At 63.9% G+C, this 20,368-nt stretch carries 11 protein-coding genes; 5 read left to right on the top strand and 6 right to left on the bottom strand.

Going from position 1 to position 20,368, the window contains the following annotated elements; genetic code table 11:
* The first annotated feature begins 44 nt into the window (after positions 1-44).
* Positions 45-1,817, top strand: a complete 1,773-nt coding sequence (locus tag ABB26_RS13300; RefSeq protein ID WP_425477262.1) for a DUF885 domain-containing protein — start codon at positions 45-47, stop codon at positions 1,815-1,817.
* 130 nt (positions 1,818-1,947) lie between these two features.
* Here the strand turns inward: ABB26_RS13300 and ABB26_RS13295 are convergent, their stop codons facing one another.
* Positions 1,948-3,024: an alpha/beta fold hydrolase gene (locus tag ABB26_RS13295; RefSeq protein WP_057634912.1), complete on the bottom strand. Its 1,077-nt coding sequence runs from the start codon at positions 3,022-3,024 to the stop codon at positions 1,948-1,950.
* Between ABB26_RS13295 and ABB26_RS19050 the strand changes: the two genes are divergently transcribed.
* From ABB26_RS19050 to ABB26_RS13280, 4 genes are all read left to right on the top strand, one after another.
* Positions 3,011-3,340 carry a hypothetical protein gene (locus ABB26_RS19050; protein ID WP_152982673.1) on the top strand — a complete coding sequence of 110 codons (330 nt, stop codon included), beginning with the start codon at positions 3,011-3,013 and terminating at the stop codon, positions 3,338-3,340. The two genes, ABB26_RS13295 and ABB26_RS19050, sit on opposite strands and share 14 nt — an antisense overlap.
* A 152-nt stretch (positions 3,341-3,492) precedes the next feature.
* Positions 3,493-6,402, top strand: coding sequence for a TonB-dependent receptor plug domain-containing protein (locus tag ABB26_RS13290; RefSeq protein ID WP_083490829.1), 2,910 nt, complete (start codon positions 3,493-3,495; stop codon positions 6,400-6,402).
* A 117-nt stretch (positions 6,403-6,519) separates the two neighbouring features.
* The gene (locus tag ABB26_RS13285; protein WP_057634907.1) at positions 6,520-8,130 is read left to right on the top strand and encodes an amidohydrolase family protein; all 1,611 of its coding nucleotides are present in this window, start codon (positions 6,520-6,522) and stop codon (positions 8,128-8,130) included.
* Positions 8,123-10,516 carry a beta-L-arabinofuranosidase domain-containing protein gene (locus ABB26_RS13280; protein WP_057634906.1) on the top strand — a complete coding sequence of 798 codons (2,394 nt, stop codon included), beginning with the start codon at positions 8,123-8,125 and terminating at the stop codon, positions 10,514-10,516. The genes ABB26_RS13285 and ABB26_RS13280 overlap by 8 nt, the downstream gene beginning before the upstream one ends.
* 81 nt (positions 10,517-10,597) lie before the next feature.
* Here ABB26_RS13280 and ABB26_RS13275 read toward each other — a convergent pair whose 3' ends face one another.
* The 5 genes from ABB26_RS13275 to ABB26_RS13255 form a co-directional block, all read right to left on the bottom strand.
* On the bottom strand, positions 10,598-11,632 hold the full coding sequence (locus tag ABB26_RS13275) for an Ldh family oxidoreductase (protein WP_057634903.1): 1,035 nt from the start codon (positions 11,630-11,632) through the stop codon (positions 10,598-10,600).
* Positions 11,633-12,132: 500 nt separating this feature from the next.
* The gene (locus ABB26_RS13270; RefSeq protein WP_057634902.1) at positions 12,133-13,578 is read right to left on the bottom strand and encodes an FAD-dependent oxidoreductase; all 1,446 of its coding nucleotides are present in this window, start codon (positions 13,576-13,578) and stop codon (positions 12,133-12,135) included.
* 217 nt (positions 13,579-13,795) lie between these two features.
* Positions 13,796-18,250 (bottom strand): glutamate synthase large subunit, encoded by a 4,455-nt coding sequence (gene gltB / locus ABB26_RS13265; RefSeq protein WP_057634901.1) that lies wholly within the window; start codon positions 18,248-18,250, stop codon positions 13,796-13,798.
* 313 nt (positions 18,251-18,563) lie between these two features.
* Positions 18,564-18,953 (bottom strand): I78 family peptidase inhibitor, encoded by a 390-nt coding sequence (locus ABB26_RS13260; protein WP_057634899.1) that lies wholly within the window; start codon positions 18,951-18,953, stop codon positions 18,564-18,566.
* A gap of 200 nt (positions 18,954-19,153) precedes the next feature.
* Positions 19,154-20,365, bottom strand: a complete 1,212-nt coding sequence (locus tag ABB26_RS13255) for an acyltransferase family protein (protein ID WP_161809054.1) — start codon at positions 20,363-20,365, stop codon at positions 19,154-19,156.
* Positions 20,366-20,368: the final 3 nt, after the last annotated feature.

Genomic DNA, 20,368 nt, shown 5'->3' with positions numbered 1-20,368 from the left:
TCACCATGTCTGTCGCACGTCCTACCCGCCAGAAGCTCTCCATCCTGGCCCTGTCGCTCTCCCTTTCCTTGGGGCTGGCGATGTCGCCCGCCGCCATGGCCCAGCCGCAGGAGCAGAAGCAGGCGCTCGCACCGCCAGCCAATGCCACCGAAGCAAAGCTGCGTGAGCTGTACAACACCGAGTGGGACTGGCGGCAGAAGGAATTCGCGCGCGAGAAGATCGATGGCCGCTGGCAATCCGCCGCGCACATGCCGTCGGTGACCGCACAGACCTGGCAGCGCCGTGGTGAGTACTGGGCGGACGTACTCAAGCAGCTCGATGCGATCCCCGCAGCGCAGCTGTCACGCGAAGAGAAGATCAACGAGGCGGTATTCCGCACCACCGTGGAAGGACTGCATAACGACGCGGTGTGGAAGACCTACGAGGCGCCGTTCAACAGCGATACCTTCTTCTGGGCCGGGCTCAACCCGCGTCAGCCGTACCAGAGTGAAGCCGACTGGCGTCGCTTCATTGGCCGTCTCAACGACATTCCGCGCTACTTCGGCGAGAACATCGCCAACATGGACGCAGGCCTGTCGCGTGGATGGAGCGTTCCCCGCTCGTCGGTGGAGGGCCGTGACAACACCATCGTGCCCTACACGAAGACCGACGCCGAGAATCCCTACCTGGCCACCTTCGACCGCATTCCCAGCTCGATTCCGGAGCCGGTCCGCAGTCAGTTGCGCGAGGAGGGGCGCAAGGCGGTGCTGGAAAACGTGGTGCCGGCCTACGCCAACCTGCTCACCTTCATGCGCGGGCAGTACCTGGTGCGTGCACGCACCACCACCGGCGCCAGCGATCTGCCCAATGGCCGCGCGTTCTACAAGACCCAGATCCGCGAGTTCGTCACCCGCGACATGACCGCAAAGCAGGTGCATGACATCGGCCTGGCCGAGGTGGCGCGCATCAATGCGGAAATGCGTGAAGTGATGGCCAGGTCCGGCTTCAAGGGCAGCTTCCCGGAGTTCCTGCAGTTCCTGCGCACCGATCCGCAGTTCTACGCAAAGACGCCGAAAGAACTGTTGTCGTATACCGCCTGGATTTCCAAGAAAGTCGATGGCGAACTCAAGAACGTTGTTGGAACGTTGCCGCGCTATCGCTTCACCATCCTGCCGGTGCCGGACGAAGTAGCACCGATCTACACCTCGGGCCGTGGCGGCCTGGATTCGTGCCTGTTCAACACCTACGATCTGCCTTCGCGGCCGCTGTACAACCTGCCGGCGCTGGTGGTGCATGAGTGCGCACCGGGCCACAGCTTCCAGGCTGCCCTGGCATTGGAAGCGCCGGCGCGACCGGATTTCCGTCAGCAGACCTACTTCTCCGGTTACGGTGAAGGTTGGGGCCTGTACACCGAATGGCTTGGTACGCTGATGGGCATCTATGAGACGCCTTACGACGATTTCGGGCGGCTGACCTTCGAGATGTGGCGCGCCGCGCGACTGGTGATCGACACCGGTCTGCACGAATATGGTTGGACACGCCAGCAGGCCATCGATTACCTCGCCGCCAACACCGCGTTGGCCCACCACGACATCGTCACCGAGATCGACCGCTACATCGCCTGGCCGGGCCAGGCGACCGCGTACTACCTCGGTTACAAGACCATGCGTGACCTGCGCAGCGAAGCCGAACGCGAGCTGGGGCCGAAGTTCGACCAACGTCCGTTCCACGACACCATCCTCAACCTGGGCTCGGTACCACTGCCGGTATTGGAATCGGAGGTCAGGACGTTCGTGGCAGAGCGCAAGGCGGCTGCACGCACTGCTGCCGAAGAGTGATGACAGGCCACTGGCTGCCTGCTCAGGCAGGCAGCCAGTGGTCCGTGCAGGGTGCCGTGAGCGCTACGTCCCTGCGTACTTGCCCGTCACTCACTCACATGCGCGCAATGCAAGACGTCGGCCCGCTGTCTCACTCGCTACGCGTAAGCAGATCCACCAGCTCCTGCTTCCAGAACACTGCCGAAGTATGTGTGCCATGTCCACGCGTCTGCGTGGATGCGGGGATCAACACGTAGCGGACATGCGGCATCGCCGGCAGCCACTTTTCGGCGATACCCAACTCCGGCGGATTGATGAAATCATCGGCCGAATTGACCCATGTCATCGGTGCGCGGATCCGATCCAGCCTGGCGGAAGGATCGTAGTTGCGTGATGCGTCCAGCTGATACAGCCAATCGTTGGCGTCGCGGCTGCCGACATCCGCCGCGAAGCGCTCCTTCCACCACGCATCGGCCGCATCGCGGCCGGGATGGGTGGCATGCAGGTTCATCGGGGCCAGGCCCGCCAGTACGGAGAGCGATGACGCGGTACGCAGGCCTGCCATCGGCTGCGTGCGATAGTCGCCCTTGTTCCATGCCGGATCTTCGGTGATGGCCTCCATCGCGGCCTTGCGCCACACCCGGTTGCGGTCGCCTATCTGCGTGGGCTGGCACGCCAGTGGCATCAACGCCTGGGCGAATGTCGGCCGGTCTTCCGCCCATTGGAAGATGTGCATACAACCCATCGACGTACCCAGCATCAAGCGCAGCGTCTGCACATCGAGTGCTTCGGTCAGCAGGCGATGCTGCAGGTTGACCATGTCGCCGTAGTCGTAGCGCGGGAAGCGTGCGCGCAGGCCGTCGCTGGGTTTCGATGAGCCGCCGTGGCCGATGTTGTCGGGCAGGATGAGGTAGTAGCGCGTGGCATCCAGCGGCTGTCCCGGGCCAAACAGCTCGTCGGCGAAGCGTGCCTGCAGGAACTGTGCGCCGCTGCCTCCGGTGCCGTGCAGCAGCATCACGGCATTGCTGATGCGTCCCAGGGCATCGCGCTGTGGTGTTCCCAACGTGCGGTAGTGGATGCGTACTTCGGCCAGTGAACTGCCATCGCCGAAGCGGACGTCAGCCAGTTTTGCGTCCGCTTCGTGCACGCCGGGTTGCGCCGCGACAGGTTCGGCAGTGAAGAGGCAGGCGAGTGTCATTGCCAGGCAAAGCGTCGTGCGTCGGATCATCGGAAGCTCCGTCGTTGAACTGCTGGTTGTGCGGATTGCGACGTGTTTGAAAGAGGAAAACACACAAACCTCCTTCTGCATGCGCGCCGCAATGCGACAGACCGTAGCAGCAATTCGACATTTCTCAACGGGGTTTTTGCAGCTTTCCGCGCAGCAATACTTCGGCGCATTGAAAAGCCACCGTGCATTCATCATCAAGCCGAATGCATTTGTGCAGATATCTGCATGCGATTCCGTCAAGAATCACAAGACCTTCGCGGGTGCCAGCAAACAGACTGCATGTGAGGGACGTATCACCTGTCGACTTGCACTTTGATCAAGGGATTGGTGGCAACACGAAGTCGGCAGCATGACGACCTGATCTTTGTCCTCGCCCTATGCGGGGTCACTCAGCCAATTTGTCACGGGAGAGAGACCATGACAGTCGTAACCACTTCTGCGCGTTGTCGCAGAACGCGCACTTCTGTAATGCACCGGCCACTTCCACAAGCAGGCAAGCTCGCCGTTGGGTTGGCATTCGCACTGTGGGGAAGTCCACTGCTGGTCGCGCCAGCATTCGCACAAAGCGCGGAATCCAAGGACGCCGTCAGCCTTGATGCGGTGATGGTGACCGGCTCGCGCCTGATCCGTACCGACCTGGATGCGCCCAGCCCGACCACGATGGTCACCCGTGAGGACATCCAGGCCTCCGGCAGCGCCACCATCGAAACCGTACTCAACGAATTTCCTCAGCTTGCCGCCGGCAATACTTCCAGCGTCAACAACGGTGGTGGCTCGGGTGTGCTGACCGCCAATCTGCGTGGCCTGGGTGCCAACCGCACGCTGACCCTGGTCAATGGTCGCCGCTTCATGCCGGCCAACTCCGACGGTGTGGTCGACCTCGCCACCATCCCCGATGCGCTCATCGAGAACGTGGAGATCGTCACCGGTGGTGCTTCGGCCGTGTATGGCTCCGACGCCATCGCCGGTGCGGTCAACTTCATCATGCGCAGGAACTTCAGTGGCATCGAAGCCGCTTACACGCATGGGCAGACGTCGGAAGGTGATGGTGCCTTCGACAAGTACGACATCACCCTGGGCGGCAACTTTGCCGATGACCGCGGCAATGCGGTGGTCTCGATCAGCCGCACCGATCGTGATCCGGTACTGCAGGGCGCGCGTGATTTCTCCAAGGTGCCGCTGGACACGGTGGACGGCAAACTGGTGCCGGGCGGGTCGGGTTCCATTCCCGGCACGCGCATCGGCCTGAGTGGCAGCCAGCTCGGTTCCCTGGTGGGCGTGAACCTTACCCCCGCGGGTGACTGCAGCGCGATGACCGGCATCCGTTTCGGCGAGAACGGCACGCCGCTGCCGTACTGCAATCCGCAGGATGCCTACAACTACGCCGACCTGAACTACCTGCAGCGGCCACTGGAGCGCACCCAGGTCACCGCGCTGGCCAACTACAAGATCAATGACGCGGTCGAAGCCTACGCCGAGCTGTACTACTCCGATTCGGCCAACCGCTACCAGCAGGCACCGGATTCATTCACGCCGGTGACGCCGGGCGCGGGCTCCTCGACGCTGCTGGTCCCCAATTTCGCCAACAACCCGGTGCTGCTGCCGGCGGTAAGGCAGTTCTTCGCCGACAACGCGCACATCTTCGACCCCGATGGTGACGGCACCGCGAGCATCATCGGTGCCGGTCGTCGTGCCGACGAGCTGGGCCCGCGCTACTACACCTACGATCGCACCAGCCGCAATCTGGTCGGCGGCCTGCGTGGCGATTTCGAGATGGGCGGGGACCACTGGTGGCGTTGGGACGCCTTCGTGCAGGAACAGCACACCCGCACCGATACCACCCAGAACAACATGATCAACCAGGCGCGGCTGGCGCAGGCGCTCAATGCCACGGTGGATGGCGCCGGCAACCTGGTCTGCGTCAATCAGGCCAGCGGCTGCGTGCCGGCCAGCATCTTTGGCCTGGGTTCGATCAGCGCCGGCTCGGCGGCGTTCCTGACGCCGCAGCGTGCCCACACCGAAACCTTCGATCGCACCGTGGTGGGGGCAAGCCTGAGCGGCTCGCTGTTCGACCTGCCGGCGGGGTCGGTGGCGATGGCCTTCGGTGCCGAGTACCGCAAGGACGAGTATGCCTTCCAGCCCAGCCCGATGGATGTGGCCGGTGAGTACGGTGCGGTGTCGCAGACGCCGATGTCCGGCGACTACAGCGTGCGCGAACTATTCACCGAGTTCCGCGTACCACTGCTCAGTGGCGCACGCTTCGCGCAGAGCCTGGCCATCGAAGGTGCGGCGCGTTATTCCGATTACTCCACCATCGGTGGCGTCAACACCTGGAAGATCGGACTGGAATGGGCGCCCACCGACTGGATGCGCTTCCGCAGTGCCTACAACGTCGCCATCCGTGCGCCGTCATTGAACGAGCTGTATTCCCCGCAGTCGCGCGGCTTCACCGCCGGCGTCGATCCCTGCACCGCTTCGGCCAACCCCAGCGCGGCGCAGCAGCAGCTATGCATCCAGCAGGGCGTGCCGGCGGCGGATCTGCCGAACTTCTCGCAGGGCTCGGTTGGTTTCGAACGCACTACCGGTGGCAACCCGAACCTCTCCGAGGAGAAGTCCAACACCTTCACCGTCGGTGCGGTGTTCAACATCCCGCAGGTGCAGGGGCTCAACTTCGCGGTGGACTACTTCCAGGTGGAAGTGGAAGACGCGATCACCAGTCTCAGCGCCAACCAGATGTTGGCCGATTGCTTCAGCCAGCTCGACCCGAACTCCACCACCTGCCGCGCGATCATCCGCCTGCCCAACGGCCAGATCGACGATGTCCGCTCCACCCTGCAGAACGTGGGCAAGCTCAAGGCGCGCGGCCTGGACTTCCAGACCGACTACCGCTTCAGCGTGCCGTGGGGCATTGGTGGCAACGACGGCAATGTCTCGCTGACCCTGCTCACCAGCTGGTTGTTTGAACGCTCCATGCAGGTGCTCAGCAACCAGCCCGAGCTGGACTGTGCTGGTTACATGGGTGGTGGCTGCGGCGGCGGTACCGGCGCGATCATGATTCCGGACTTCAAGCTCAACCTGACTGCCGGCTACAAGAGCGGGCCGCTGTCGGTGCGTGTGCAGAGCCGCATGATCGACAGCTTCAACCTGCGTCCGGGCCTGACGGCTGCCGTCAACAAGGCACCGCGCGTGTGGTACTTCGACAGCAACGCGACGTTCGACTTCAACGAGCATGTCCAGTTCTTCGCCGGTATCGACAACCTGTTCGACAAGCAGCCACCGATCCTCGGTACCGGGCTTGCCGGTGATGCCAACACCGACGTGGGCGTCTACGACGTGCTGGGTCGGCGTTACAACGCCGGTATCCGCGTGAAGTTCTGACCGGTCGGCACCGCGTTGCATCCACGGCGCGGTGCCACCGCCATCACATATCAAACGGCGCTTCCCGCAGCATGGTCTTCGGGAAGCGCTTCGCGCGGCAACGCGCAGGAGGGGACGGTGCGACTCAGGAAGCGATGGTTGTTGGGCTTGTTCGGCGCGATGCTGTGCCACGCGTCGTTGGTGCAGGCGGGGCCAAGTGCCGGCGATATTCCGCAGCGTGATGTGGGCGAGGGGCCATTCGCGCGTCTGGTGATCCGCAACGTGGACATCATCGACGGCACCGGCGCGCCCATCCAGGGCCCGTATGACGTGGTGATCGAGAAGGACCGGGTCACTGAGATCCGGTCCATCGGCGCGCCGGGTGGTATCGATGCCAGCAAGCGCGTGGCGGCCGGCGACCGCGAGATCGACGGTAGCGGCTTCACCCTGCTGCCGGGCTTCGTCGATACGCATGTGCATCTGCATGGGGACAACGACAGCCAGGGTGTACCGCCGGAATACATCCTCAAGCTATGGCTCGCCCATGGTGTGACCACCGCACGGGAGCTGGGCAGCGGCAAGCCGATCGAGTGGATGGCGGACGTGAAGCGCCGCAGCGAGGCCAACGAGATCGTCGCACCGCGCCTGGACATCTATCCGTTCTTCAACGCGATCCAACCGGGCATCAACACGCCGGCTCTGGCGCGCGATGCGGTGCGCAATGCACGCAAGCGTGGTGCAGATGGCATCAAATTCATCGGCGCGATCCCGGAGGATGTGCTGTTTGCCGCGCTGGATGAAGCCGAGAAGATCGGCATGCGCACCACCATGCACCATTCGCAGCAGATGGTGGCCTACGCCAACGTGCTCAAGACTGCCGCCCACGGGCTGGATTCGATGGAGCATTGGTATGGCCTGCCGGAAGCGATGTTCACCGACCGTCGCCTGCAGCAGTGGCCGGTGGCGTTCAACAACACCGATGAGCAATGGCGCTTTTCCGAGGCCGGCAGGCTATGGCAACAGGCTGCCGAGCCGGGCAGCGAACGCTGGAACGTGGTGATGGACGAGCTGCTGGAGCGCGATTTCGCGCTCAGCCCCACCTTCGTCGCCTATCTGGCCAGTCGCGACCTGATGCGCATGACCAATGCCAGCTGGCATGACGCCTACACCCTGCCGGCGCTGTGGGACTTCTATCGACCCAGTCGCCATCACCATGGCTCCTACTGGTTCGACTGGACGTTGGAGCACGAAGTCGATTGGCGTAACAACTACCGGCTGTGGATGCGCTTCGTCAACGAGTACAAGAACCGCGGCGGGCTGGTCGGTGTGGGCAGCGACAGCGGCTACATCTACAACCTCTATGGCTTCGGCTATGTGCAGGAGATGGAACTGCTGCGCGAAGCCGGTTTCAGTTCGCTGGAAGTGCTGCATGCCGCGACCGGGGTTGGCGCGAAGATCCTGGGCCACGAAGACCGTGCCGGCAATGTACGGGTAGGGCGCAAGGCCGACCTGGTGCTGGTGCGCGGCAATCCGGTCGCCAACCTGAAACTGCTGTACGGCACCGGTACCATCCTGCTTGATGACAAGACCGACCGCGTGCATCGCGTGGGTGGCGTCGATTTCACCATCAAGGACGGCATCGTCTACGACGCCGCCAAGCTGCGCGAAGACGTGCGACGCATGGTCAGCCAGGCCAAGGCGGCTGCCGGTCTGCCGGACGCGCCGATGAAGGTGGAACACGATGATTGAGGCGGGCGTCGGCGGCAATGCACGTGGCAGCGGCGATGTGATACGCATGGACAGGCGCCGTTTCATGGCCTGGAGTGCGATGGCGGCGGCTGCCGGGATGGTCGGCTTTCCTGAAACAGTGGCTGCCCTTTCTCCATCGCTGCCCCGGCAGTCGCTCGGCAGCCAGGTGCGGCTGACGCCGTCGCTGTTCCACGATTCGGTGGAGGCCACCCACCGCTATCTGATGCGCTTGTCCGCCGACCGGCTGCTGCACAACTTCCGCGAGCAGAGTGGCCTGGCGGCGAAGGCCGAGGTCTATGGCGGATGGGAGTCGGACACCATCGCCGGGCATACGCTGGGCCACTATCTGAGCGCGTTGTCGCTGATGTACGCGGGCAACGGCAAGGCTGATTGCAAGGCACGCGCCGACCATATCGTCAGCGAGCTGCAGGCCTGCCAACAGGCCGGCGGCGACGGCTATGTCGCCGGTTTCACCCGCAAGCGCGCCGATGGCACGGTGGAAGGCGGGCGTGTGGTGCTGGACGAGGTGTCGCGCGGCGACATCCGCGCGCTGCCGTTCGATCTCAATGGCAGCTGGGCGCCGTTCTATACCTGGCACAAGCTGCTGGCTGGCCTGCTGGACGCGCACCGCTGTTGTGGCAATGCCGATGCGCTGCAGGTGCTGGAAGGCATCGCCGGTTATATCGAAACCAAGCTCGCGCCGCTGGATCACGCACAGATGCAACGGCTGCTCGATTGCGAGTTCGGCGGCATGCAGGAGTCGCTGGTCGAACTGGGCGCTCGCACCGGCAGGACGCGCTGGCTGCAACTGGCGGCGCGCTTTTCGCATGAGGCCGTGGTTGAGCCGCTCGCTTCCGGCAAGGATCAACTCAATCGTCTGCACGCCAACACCCAGATCCCGAAGCTGCTGGGCGTCGCCCGCCAGTTCGAGCTGCAGGCACGCAAGTCCGATGCCGCTGCCGCGTTGTTCTTCTGGCAGCGGGTGAGCGGCCACCACAGCTACGCAATCGGCGGCAACGCGGACCGCGAATACTTCCAGTCGCCGGATACGATCTCGCGCTATCTCACCGAGCAGACCTGCGAGCACTGCAACACGCTGAACATGATCCGCCTGTCGCGATACCTGTATCGCTGGTCGGGCGAAGCGTGCTACTACGACTACATCGAACGCGCGCAGTACAACCATGTGCTGTCGCAACAGCATCCCGATGGCGGTCGCTTCACCTACATGACGCCGATGCTCAGCGGCGAGGCACGCAAGTACTCCGAGCCTGAAGGCGAGTTCTGGTGCTGCGTGGGCACCGGCATGGAAAGCCATGCCAGCTTCAGCGACGACATCTTCTGGAGAGACGGCAGTGACATCACCGTCAATCTCTATATTCCCGCCACGCTCGAAGATGCGCAGCGAGGGGTGGGCTTGCAGCTGGAGTCGCAGCTTCCGGATCGCGGCCAGGTGCGATTGACCATCACCGGCAACCGCGATGCGTCATTGCAACGGCTGCGCCTGCGGATGCCGCAGTGGGCCGACACGGCAAGCGTCGTGCGCAACGGCATGCCGCAGCAGTTGCAGGCACGCGCGGGCTATCTGGAATTGCCGGGACCGTGGCAGGTGGGCGATCAGCTGCAGCTGGAGTTCGCCATGCCACTGCGGGTGGAGCCATGTGCAGACGACGCGACGGTGGTGGCCCTGCGTCGCGGTCCCTGTGTGCTGGCGGCCGACCTCGGCCCCGCCGACCAACCCTGGACCGGCGTGGAGCCCTGGCTCGCTGTTGAGGACATGGCGTCTGCATTCTCCATGGCAGGCAACGACGACACGTTCCAGGTGACGTTGCCATCGCATCCACAGGGACTGCGCTTTGCGCCGTTCCATGGTCTGCATGATCGTCGTCACGCCGTCTACTTCCGTCATCTTGACGCCGCCGCGCTGGCACGCCGTGACAGCGAACGTGCGGCAGACGTAGCGATCCAGACGCGGCTGGCCGAACGCCAGATCGATCACCTGCAGCTCGGCGACGAAGCCGACGAAGCGGGACATCGCTTGACGACCGTGGGCAACTCGTACGCGTTGTCCTATCGACGGCAGAAGGGGCGCGATGTGCGCACTGGTGGGCAGATGCGCTTTGACCTGCAGGGAAAGCGCCCGGCAACGATCCTGCGGCTGCGTTACTGGGGCGAGGAACATCGCCGCCGCTTTGCCATCGCGGTGAACGGCGTGGTGTTGGCCAATGAAGTGTTGGACGGTGGCCGCGGTGATCGCTTCGTCGATGTCGACTACGCGCTTCCGGCAGCGCTGCATGCACCGACCGATGGCGGCTGGCAGGTTCGCATCGAACCGGAACAAGGCTATTCGGCCGGCCCGGTATTCGGCGCGTGGTTGTTGGCCTGAGCGGCCTGATGCCCTGCAACCGGAGCCCCTCTCCCGCTAGCGGGAGAGGGGTTGGGGTGAGGGCCGCTTCCAGGGCTCAGCTCAACCCGGCATCACCCGCATCGCAGGATCATCCCGCAGCGCCACCAGCTCCGCATGCAACTGCTCCGGAATGCGGACACCTTCCACGCGGCTTCTGGCACGGGCTTCATAGCGCCGTTGCGACGGCAGCCGCGCACCACTCGGCACGAAGGCATCCAGCAGCGCTTCGGCACGTGCGGCGTGCGGCGCAGGGTCACCGCTGATGAAGCGCGATGGATCCAGCGCCAGCACCAGCTCGCCGTGATAAGGCGAACCTCCCGCACCGCCATCGTGGCGCAGTGATTCCAGGCTGGTGAGGTCACCGATCAAGGGGCCTGCGATCAGCTCGATCATCGTTGAAAGCGCCGAGCCCTTGTGGTCACCGAAGGTCAGCATCGCGCCGCCATCGACGATGGCCTGCGGATCGGTGGTGGCGTTGCCTGCAGCATCGATGCCCCAGCCTTCGGGGATCGACTCACCGGCGCGGCGCCGCAGCTCGATCTCGCCGCGCGCCACCGCGCTGGTGGCGAAGTCGAACACATAAGGCGGCTTGTCCGGCCGGGGCCAACCAAACGCGAACGGATTGGTGCCCAGCAACGGCACGCGGCCACCGCTGGGTGCGACCCAGGCATGGCTGGGGTTGCAGGCCAGGCCAACGAGGCCGGCGTCGGTCAGGCGTTCAACTTCGGGCCACAGCGCGGAGAAATGCACGCAATGATTGATCGCCATCGCGGCGATGCCGTTGTGGCGTGCCTTTTCAATCAGGTGCGGAAGACCAGCTTCGAAAGCCAGCAGCGAGTAGCCGCCGCATGCATCGACGCGGACGATGGCCGGCGCCTGGTCATGGACGCGCGGCAAAGCGTTGCCATCGACCTTGCCGGTGCGCAGCGAGTGCGCGCAGACCAGCGTGCGGTACAGGCCGTGCGAGGTGCAGCCATCGCGCTCACCGGCGACGATGGTGTCGGTCAGCGTCCGCACGTGGCCTTCGGAAAATCCGGCGTTGGCGAGGATGGTGGCGACCAATGTGCGTGCGTCGGCCAGAGACAGCTGGATCATCGGATGCGGCTCCTTGCAGAATCATCGGGCGCGCATCCTTCGGGCGTACAGGTGCCGTGCGTCGGCAGAAGCGCGCAGGATGATGGTGTCATGCAGGGAGTGCGGTGGCTGCGTTGAAAGCCACTGGTTTGATGCTGATAAAAGCCGAATGGAGGGGGCCAGAGAAGAGCAGAAGCAGGGTAGAAGCCCCCTCATCCGCCCCTACGGGGCACCTCGCTCCGCGCCCCGGCCCAACACGGAGCGTTGGGCGTTCGACCAAGCGTGAGCCAGTGGCTCACGAGCAGCTTGCCCTCACCCCGCCTGCGGGAGAAGGGATTTCTGCAAGCACTATCTGCGCTCTGGCGCCCTAGCTTCGGACGCATGCCGAAGCAGCGGAGCCAAGACCGAAGCAAGAAAAGATCGAAGCAATCCCCTCTCCCGTTTACGGGAGAGGGGTAGGGGTGAGGGCAGCTTTAAAATAGCTTCTAAAGCTCTCATTCCTCCCTAAGCTCCCGAACCTCTCACCCCTTCAACAAAGCAACAATGCTCTCCGCCGCATCCCGCCCTTCGGCAACCGCCGTCACCACCAGGTCCGCTCCGCGCACCGCATCACCGCCGGCAAACAGCTTGGCGTTGTGGGTCTGGTACGGCAGGCGCCCGGCACCGCCGGCGACAATCCGGCCACTGCTGGTGGCTTCCACACCCTGCGCGCCCAGCCATTCCGGCAGCGTCGGCGAGAAGCCAAACGCGATGATCACCACGTCCGCTTCCAGCAGCGATTCACTGCCTTCGATCGGCTCGGCATTGCGGCGACCATTGGCATCGGCTGCGCCCAGTTGCGTCTCGATCACGGTCACGCCGATCACTTCATCATCGGCACCGGCTTCGATGGCCAGCGGCTGGCGGTTGAACAGGAAGCGCACGCCTTCTTCGCGGGCATTGGCCACTTCGCGGGCCGAGCCCGGCATGCTGGCTTCATCGCGGCGATAGGCGCAGGTCACCCGCGCCGCGCCCAGGCGGATCGCACTGCGCACGCAGTCCATGCCGGTGTCGCCGCCGCCCAGCACCACCACGCGCTTGCCGTTGAGGTCGGGCAGGGCGATCTGGTCTTCCCAGCCGGCGATCGGCCGGCCATGCGGATCGTTGCCGCCCACGATGCGGCTGTTCTGCACCAGGAACGGCAGCGCCGGCAGCACGTTCTTCAGGTCCTGGCCGATCAGCCCGCCGTCGGTATAGCGGTACGCACCGGTGCCGAGAAACACGGCGTCGTAGTCGGCCTGCAGTTGATCGACGGTGATGTCGCGGCCGATCTCCACGCCCAGGCGGAACGCCACGCCCATGCCTTCGAGGATTTCGCGGCGGCGGTCGATCACGCTCTTGTCCAGCTTGAAACTGGGGATGCCGAACTGCAGCAGGCCGCCGATCTGTTCATAGCGGTCGAACACCACTGCCTGGATGCCGGCGCGTGCCAGACGATCGGCGCAGGCCAGCCCGGCCGGGCCGGCGCCGACGATGGCCACGCGTTTGCCGGTGGACTGTACCGCGTGCAGATCCGGCTTCCAGCCGGTGGCCAGCGCGGTATCGACGATGTACTTCTCCACCGCACCGATGGTGACCGCGCCGAACTCCTCCAGCGTGCAGCTGCCCTCGCACAGGCGGTCCTGCGGGCACACGCGGCCGCACACTTCGGGCAGCGGATTGGTCGAATGGCACAGCGTCGCCGCTTCATGGATGCGGTCTTCCTGTACCAGCTGCAACCACTGCGGAATGGCGTTATGCACCGGGCACTTCCAGCTGCAGTACGGGTTGCCGCAGTCCAGGCAACGGCCGGCCTGGTACTGCGCATCGGCCTTGTCGAATTTCCCGTACAGCTCGCCCCAATCGCCGGACGTGCGCAGTTCCACCGGAATGCGCTGCGGCATGGTGCGGGGGAGGTCGAGGAACTGGAAGGCTTGCTTGCGGCTCATGGCGGACTCGTGATGTCTGGGGAGGAGCCCTTCTCCCGCAGGCGGGGTGAGGGCAAGCTGCTCGTGAGCCACTGGCTCACGCTTGGTCGAACGCCCAACGCTCCGTGTTGGGCCGGGGCGCGGAGCGAGGTGCCCCGTAGGGGCGGATGGGGGGCCTTGCTTTCAAAGCGCCCTCACCCCAACCCCTCTCCCGCTTGCGGGAGAGGGGCTCCTGGCTTCATGCAGCGTTGCGCAGCGCCGCAGCCAGCGATTCAATGCTGGCCGCCTTGGGCTTCACCAGCCAGAACTTGCCGACGTAGTCGCGGAACTCGTCCAGGATCTGCTGCGCCCAGATGCTGCCGGTCATCTCGCGATGACGGCTGATCAGGGTGTGCAGGTGCTGGCGGTAGCTCTCGAAGCCTTCGGCCGAAATGCGGTGGATGTCGATCAGCTCGTGGTTGTAGCGGTCCACGAAATCACGGTCGATATCCAGCACGTAAGCCAGGCCACCGGTGAAGCCGGCGCCGAAGTTCAGGCCAACCTTGCCGAGCACCGCGACGATGCCGTCGGTCATGTACTCGCAGCAATGGTCACCGGCACCTTCGATCACCGCCAGTGCGCCGGAGTTGCGCACGCCGAAGCGCTCGCCGGCGCGGCCGGCGGCAAACAGCTCGCCACCGGTGGCGCCGTACAAACAGGTGTTGCCGATGATGGCGGTGTTGCGGGCCTCGAAGCGCGCACCGCGCGGTGGACGCACCACCAGCCGGCCGCCGGCCATGCCCTTGCCGACGTAGTCGTTGGCTTCGCCTTCCACTTCCAGGTTCAGGCCATCGACGTTGAATGCACCCAGGCTTTGCCCGGCGGTGCCACGGAAGCGCAGGTTCAGCGGCGCATCGACCATGCCGTGATTGCCGTGTGCGCGGGCGATGGTGCCGGACAAGCGCGTGCCCACCGAGCGGTCGGTGTTGTGGATCAGGAAGCGATGCTCGCCGCCGCGCTTGTGCGCGATGGCATCGGCCAGCAGGTTGTCCATCTGCGTGGCCAGGCTGTCCGGCGACTGGTACAGGCGCTGCGCAGCGCAGTGCGAACCTTCGTAACGCGCCGGCGCCAGCAACCGCGACAGATCCACCTTGACGCCTTCGCGTGGCGAGACTTCCAGTTGCTCCAGCAGATCGGTGCGACCGACGATCTCGTCCAGCGAACGCGCGCCCAGCAGCGCCAGCCACTCGCGTACTTCCTCGGCCAGCAACCGGAAGAAGTTCTCCACACGCTCGGGTTGGCCGGTGAAGTAGCCCTCGCGCAGGCGCTCGTCCTGGGTGGCCACGCCGGTGGCGCAGTTGTTGAGGTGGCAGATGCGCAGGTACTTGCAGCCCAGCACGATCATCGGGCCGGTGCCGAAGCCGAAGCTGTCGGCGCCGAGCAGTGCTGCCTTGATCACATCCAGGCCAGTCTTCAGGCCACCATCGGTCTGCAGGATGGTGCGGCTGCGCAGGTCGTTGCCGATCAAGGCCTGGTGCGATTCGGCCACGCCCAGTTCCCACGGCACGCCGGCATAGCGGATCGAACTGATCGGTGACGCACCGGTGCCGCCGTCATGGCCGGACACGGTGATCAGGTCGGCACCGGCCTTGACCACGCCGGCGGCAATCGTGCCCACGCCGGCATGCGAGACCAGCTTCACCGACACCAGCGCCTCCGGATTGACCTGCTTGAGGTCGTAGATCAGCTGCGCCAGGTCCTCGATGGAGTAGATGTCGTGATGCGGTGGCGGCGAGATCAAACCGATGCCTGGCTTTGCATAACGCAGCCGCGCGATCAGCTCGTTGACCTTGTGGCCGGGCAGCTGGCCGCCTTCGCCGGGCTTGGCGCCCTGCGCGACCTTGATCTGCAGCACCTCGGCATTGACCAGGTATTCGGCGGTGACGCCAAAGCGGCCCGAGGCCACCTGCTTGATCTTGGAGCGCTTCTCGGTGCCGTAACGCACCGGGTCTTCGCCGCCTTCGCCGGAGTTGGAACGACCACCGAGGCGGTTCATCGCGATCGCCAGCGCCTCATGCGCTTCCGGCGACAACGCACCCAGCGAAATGGCGGCGGTGTCGAAACGCTTGAACAGTGCTTCGGCCGGTTCCACTTCATCCAGTGGCATCGGCGTGGCGGCCGGCTTGAGCTGCAACAGATCGCGCAGCGCCGAGGTCGGGCGCGAATGCACCGCGTCCATGTACTTGCGCCAATCCTCGGCCTTGCCGGTACGCGCGGCACGCTGCAGCGTCAGCACCACGTCCGGGTTGTACATGTGGTATTCGCCGCCGTGCACGTACTTGAGCAGGCCACCCACTTCGGCCGGCGCCAGCTCGTTCCACGCACGCACGGTGAGTTCCTGCGCCTCGGTGTCCAGCCGTGCCAGGTTGACGCCGCCGATGCGCGCGGTGGCATCGGGGAAGCACAGCTGCACCACATCCGGATCAAGACCGATGATCTCGAACAACTGCGCGCCGCGGTAGCTGGCCACGGTGCAGATGCCCATCTTGGAGATGATCTTGCTCAGGCCCTTGTAGATGCCCTTGCGGTAACTGCGACCGATCTGTGAAACCTCACCGCCCTTCTTCAGCTGCAGGATGCCGCGCCGGCCCATGTCGAACAGCGTCTGGTAGGCCAGGTACGGGTACACCGCCGTGGCACCAAAGCCGAGCAGGCAGGCCATGTGGTGCGCATCGCGCGCGGTGCCGGTCTCGACGATCAGGTTGACGTCACAGCGCAGGCCCACCTGCGAGAGGTGGTGATGCACCGCACTGGTGGCCAGCAACGCATGCACCATCGGCCGTTCCGGCACCGGGTAGCGGTCGGACAGCAGCAGCATCACCACGCCATCGCGTGCAGCCTGCTCGCATTGCGCACAGATGCGTTCGATGCCGGCCTTGATCCCTTCCTCGACGCTGTAGGACAGATCGATCAAACGGTTGCGGTCGACGTACTGCTCCATCTTCAACAGCTGCCGCAGCTTGCGCTGGCTGAGTACCGGCGAGTTGAGGATGACGTGGTTCACCGTCTCCGGGCCGGCGTGGAAGATGTTGGTTTCCTTGCCGAGCTGGGTACTCAACGACATCGCGCATTCTTCGCGCAGCGGATCGATCGGCGGGTTGGTGACCTGCGCGAAAGCCTGGCGGAAGTAGTCGTACAGCGGCCGCGTGTTGCGGCTGAGCACGGCGATGGGCGTGTCATCGCCCATCGAGCCGGTCGCCTCCTGGCCGATCTCGGCCAATGGCCGCAGCACCTGCTCCACTTCCTCGGAAGTGAGCTGGAACAGCTTGTGGTAACTGCGCAGGGTCGGCTCGTCGAACGGCTCTTCGGCCAGCGACGGATCGATCAGTTCGGTCTGCAGATAGGTCACGCCCTGGTGCAGCCATTGCTTGTACGGCGCACGTGCGCGGTTGATGCGGTCGATCGCATCCGAATCGAGCAGGTCGCCGCGCTTGAGATCGATGGCCATCATCTGGCCCGGCCCCAGCTTGCCCTTGCGCACCACGCGCTCGGCCGGGACTTCCCACACGCCGGCTTCGGACGCGACCAGGAAGTGGCGGTCGGAGGTCAGCATCCAGCGGGCCGGACGCAGGCCGTTGCGGTCCAGCGTGCAGGCCGCATAGCGGCCGTCGCAGGCCACGATGCCGGCCGGGCCGTCCCACGGCTCGGTGTTCAGGCCATAGAACTCGTAGAACGCGGCCAGGTCGGCGTCCTTGAACTCCAGCGACTGCGTTGCCGGCGGCACCAGGATGCGCAGCGCCTGGATCAGCTCCATGCCACCGGCCACCATCAGCTCCAGCATGTTGTCCATGCTCTGCGAATCGGAACCGTGCATCGAGATCACCGGATCAAACTCGGCGATGTCGAACTTCGGGGTCTTCCACACCTTGCTGCGCGCCTGCGCCCAGTGGCGGTTGCCTTCGATGGTGTTGATCTCGCCGTTGTGGGCGAGCAGGCGGAACGGATGCGCCAGCGGCCAGCGCGGCATCGTGTTGGTGGAGAAGCGCTGGTGGAACACCACCACGCTGGACGCCAGTTCGTGGCGCTGCAGGTCCGGGAAGAACGTGCTCAGCTTGTCCGGCAGCACCATGCCCTTGTAGCTGATGGCATCCGGGCTGAGGGTGGTGACGTAGTAATCGGCAATGTCGCGCAGCTGCTGTTCGCTGCGACGGCGCGCCAGGAACAGCGCCAGTGCGAACTGTTCGGCGCTCTGGCTGGCGTCGGCATCAACAAACACCTGCTCGATCTTCGGCAACGTGTCGCGGGCCAGTTCACCGCAGACGCTGGCATCGGTAGGCACTTCGCGCCAGCCACGGGGATGGCAGCCGGCGTTGCGCAGCTGGGCATCCAGTTCGTCGCGACATCGCTGGGCGGCATCGGCATCGTGCGGCAGGAACACCACGCCGGCGGCGAAGTTGGGGCCGATGCGGATGCCGGCTTCTTCGGCCAGCTGGCGCAGGAACACCGTGGGTTTGCGCAGCAGCAGACCGCAGCCGTCACCGGTGAGCCCATCGGCGGCCACACCGCCACGGTGGGTCATGCGCGACAGCGCGGCGATGGCGGTGTCCACCAACAGACGGGATGGCTGGTCATCGAGCTGCGCGACCATGCCGAAACCACAGGCGTCGCGTTCGTCTTGCGGGTCGTAGAGCCCTTGCGGTGTACCGGCGGCCATCTGTGCCTCTTAGCGATGTCAGGTGAGCGGCGACACTCATGCCCGCTCGCCAAACACGCCATGCACACGGGGGTGAGGCGCGCCGTCCTGCATCGTCCGGCTGGGTGGGGAAAGGCCGGTGCACATCGCCATCACGGCGTGCTTACCAGCGCTGGCGCCCTCGCGCTCACCCAATGCACATGGTGTGCTCTACCTGGAGCGCACCCTGAAGTCACCGGATGCGTTCGACTAAATCACAGTTGTTGCAACGCCGCAATACATCGTTGCTGGCGCAACCAAAGCCTTGCGGGGCAAGGCTTTGGCGGTGGCCTGTTCAGCCGCAACGCACGCCGGTGATGACGCCCTTGTCATCGGTTTCGATGTTCAGGCGTTCGCCGATGAACTCCATGGTCACGGGCTGGTTGGGCTTGAGCATGCGTACGTCATTGGCGCCGGAGTCTTCCTTGGCCTGCGCCTGCAGTGCGTCGGACCATGCCTGGCCAACCAGACCCTGCACCTGGCTGGCGTCACAGCTGGCCGGCGGTGGTGGTGCGGCGGCGGTGCCCGGATCGGGTGTGGCGGCAGCGGTTGCGGCCTGCTGGGCCTTGTCCAGTGCTTCTTCCTGTTCTTCCGGGGCCGGGCCTGCGCATGCGCCCAGTGCCAGCACCAGCGAAAGCGCGGCAATCAGGGCGGCGGGGCGGCGCAAAATAGATGGGAGCTGCATTGAAACTCCAGAGCATGAAATGACGCTTGAAGCATACCGCTTGTAATGATTCATAGGATTAATTACGTCTGAGTTCTCATTATTGACGGGAGCATATCTCAGTCGATGCGGGAGATGGGGCGTCTGTCTAGGCGGGTGCCATATGAAGCTTTCACATGGCCGGTTGTGCTGCCCGTGGCTGCATGGAAGCGGTGCTCCATTCAGCCATTTTTGACGAGTGAACTTGCGAGAGGTTGAGTATCCGACGGTTGTGCTGTGTGGGGTGCGGATGCTTCTACGGCGCTCCTGCCGATTCGATTTGCCCATGCCACAGATGGCTTGTCGAAAATGCGATAAAAGTATTCTGCGGTTAACAGTGACAGGATTAAACAGGTCAACCCGGAGAAAATTGCAGCGCTGACATAGTTGGTGGTTGGTAGTGCCAATTCAAAAAGCCATTTACTCAGCACCATGAGGATCAGCGTGTGGGTTAGATACAAAGAGAAGGATATCTTCCCAAGCCAAACGCAGAAACGGCTGGCAAAGGGGGCGCTGATCACGCTACCACCTAGCAATGACAGAACCACTAGTACTGCTCCCAATCCAGGGATGAAAACCGGCCAGTTGAGGGCGATTCCGTACTCGAATTGCAGCGTGTTTGCCAATACGACAACTTGCCGGTACGCGGTGGAGGGGCTGTCATAGCCGCCCAGATAGATTCCGACAAGTAATAAAATGGCTGCAATTGCAGGATTGCTGGCAAACCGCACAGCCCTTCCCAGATATGCGCCACAAATAAACATCGCAAAGAAATAGCCCATTAATGGCAGTCGTGCCATCAGCCCGGCACATAGGACGACGCCTGCCACCCACCCCCAACGAAAGCGCCCAAACATCAAGAGATAGATGAACAATGCAAACGATCCGAGCAATTCGACCTGCATCGTCCAAATGACTGCATTATGAGTATTCTCGCCAAACAAGAAGCCTCCATACAGGCCCTCGCGTGCAGCAGAAAGTAGATGTCTTGGCCATGCGGCAGCCGGCATTTGATTCAGAATTCCGGCGGCGATGGCCATCAGTAGGGTGGAGGCCAGAACCGCAGGTAACAGGCGGAAGTACCGTTTCGCCATGGAGTCACTGATGACATTGCTATCAAATGTCTTCAGATACTTGAGCGACAGCACATAGCCACTCAAAACGAAGAAGATGCAGACCGCAAAGAAGCCGGCATAAAAGGCGCGGAATGGGCTATCGTAAAGCCATTGTTCGAGAGGAATATGTTGCTCGTGCAAACGGCCCACAGCAGCTGTGGGGAAAAACTCCATCATAATGTGCGACAGCACGACAATTACTGCTGCCAGACCCCGCAGCCCTTCAAGCGAAAGCACTTTTGGCCCGCGGCCTGACGGCGCGATATCCAGAGTTTTCATCGT

Origin of the sequence: Stenotrophomonas humi (assembly GCF_001431415.1) — a bacterium.
Taxonomy (GTDB): Bacteria; Pseudomonadota; Gammaproteobacteria; order Xanthomonadales; family Xanthomonadaceae; genus Stenotrophomonas; species Stenotrophomonas humi.
Note: the sequence above shows the minus strand (reverse complement) of the source record. Positions and strands in the feature narration are given on the sequence as shown.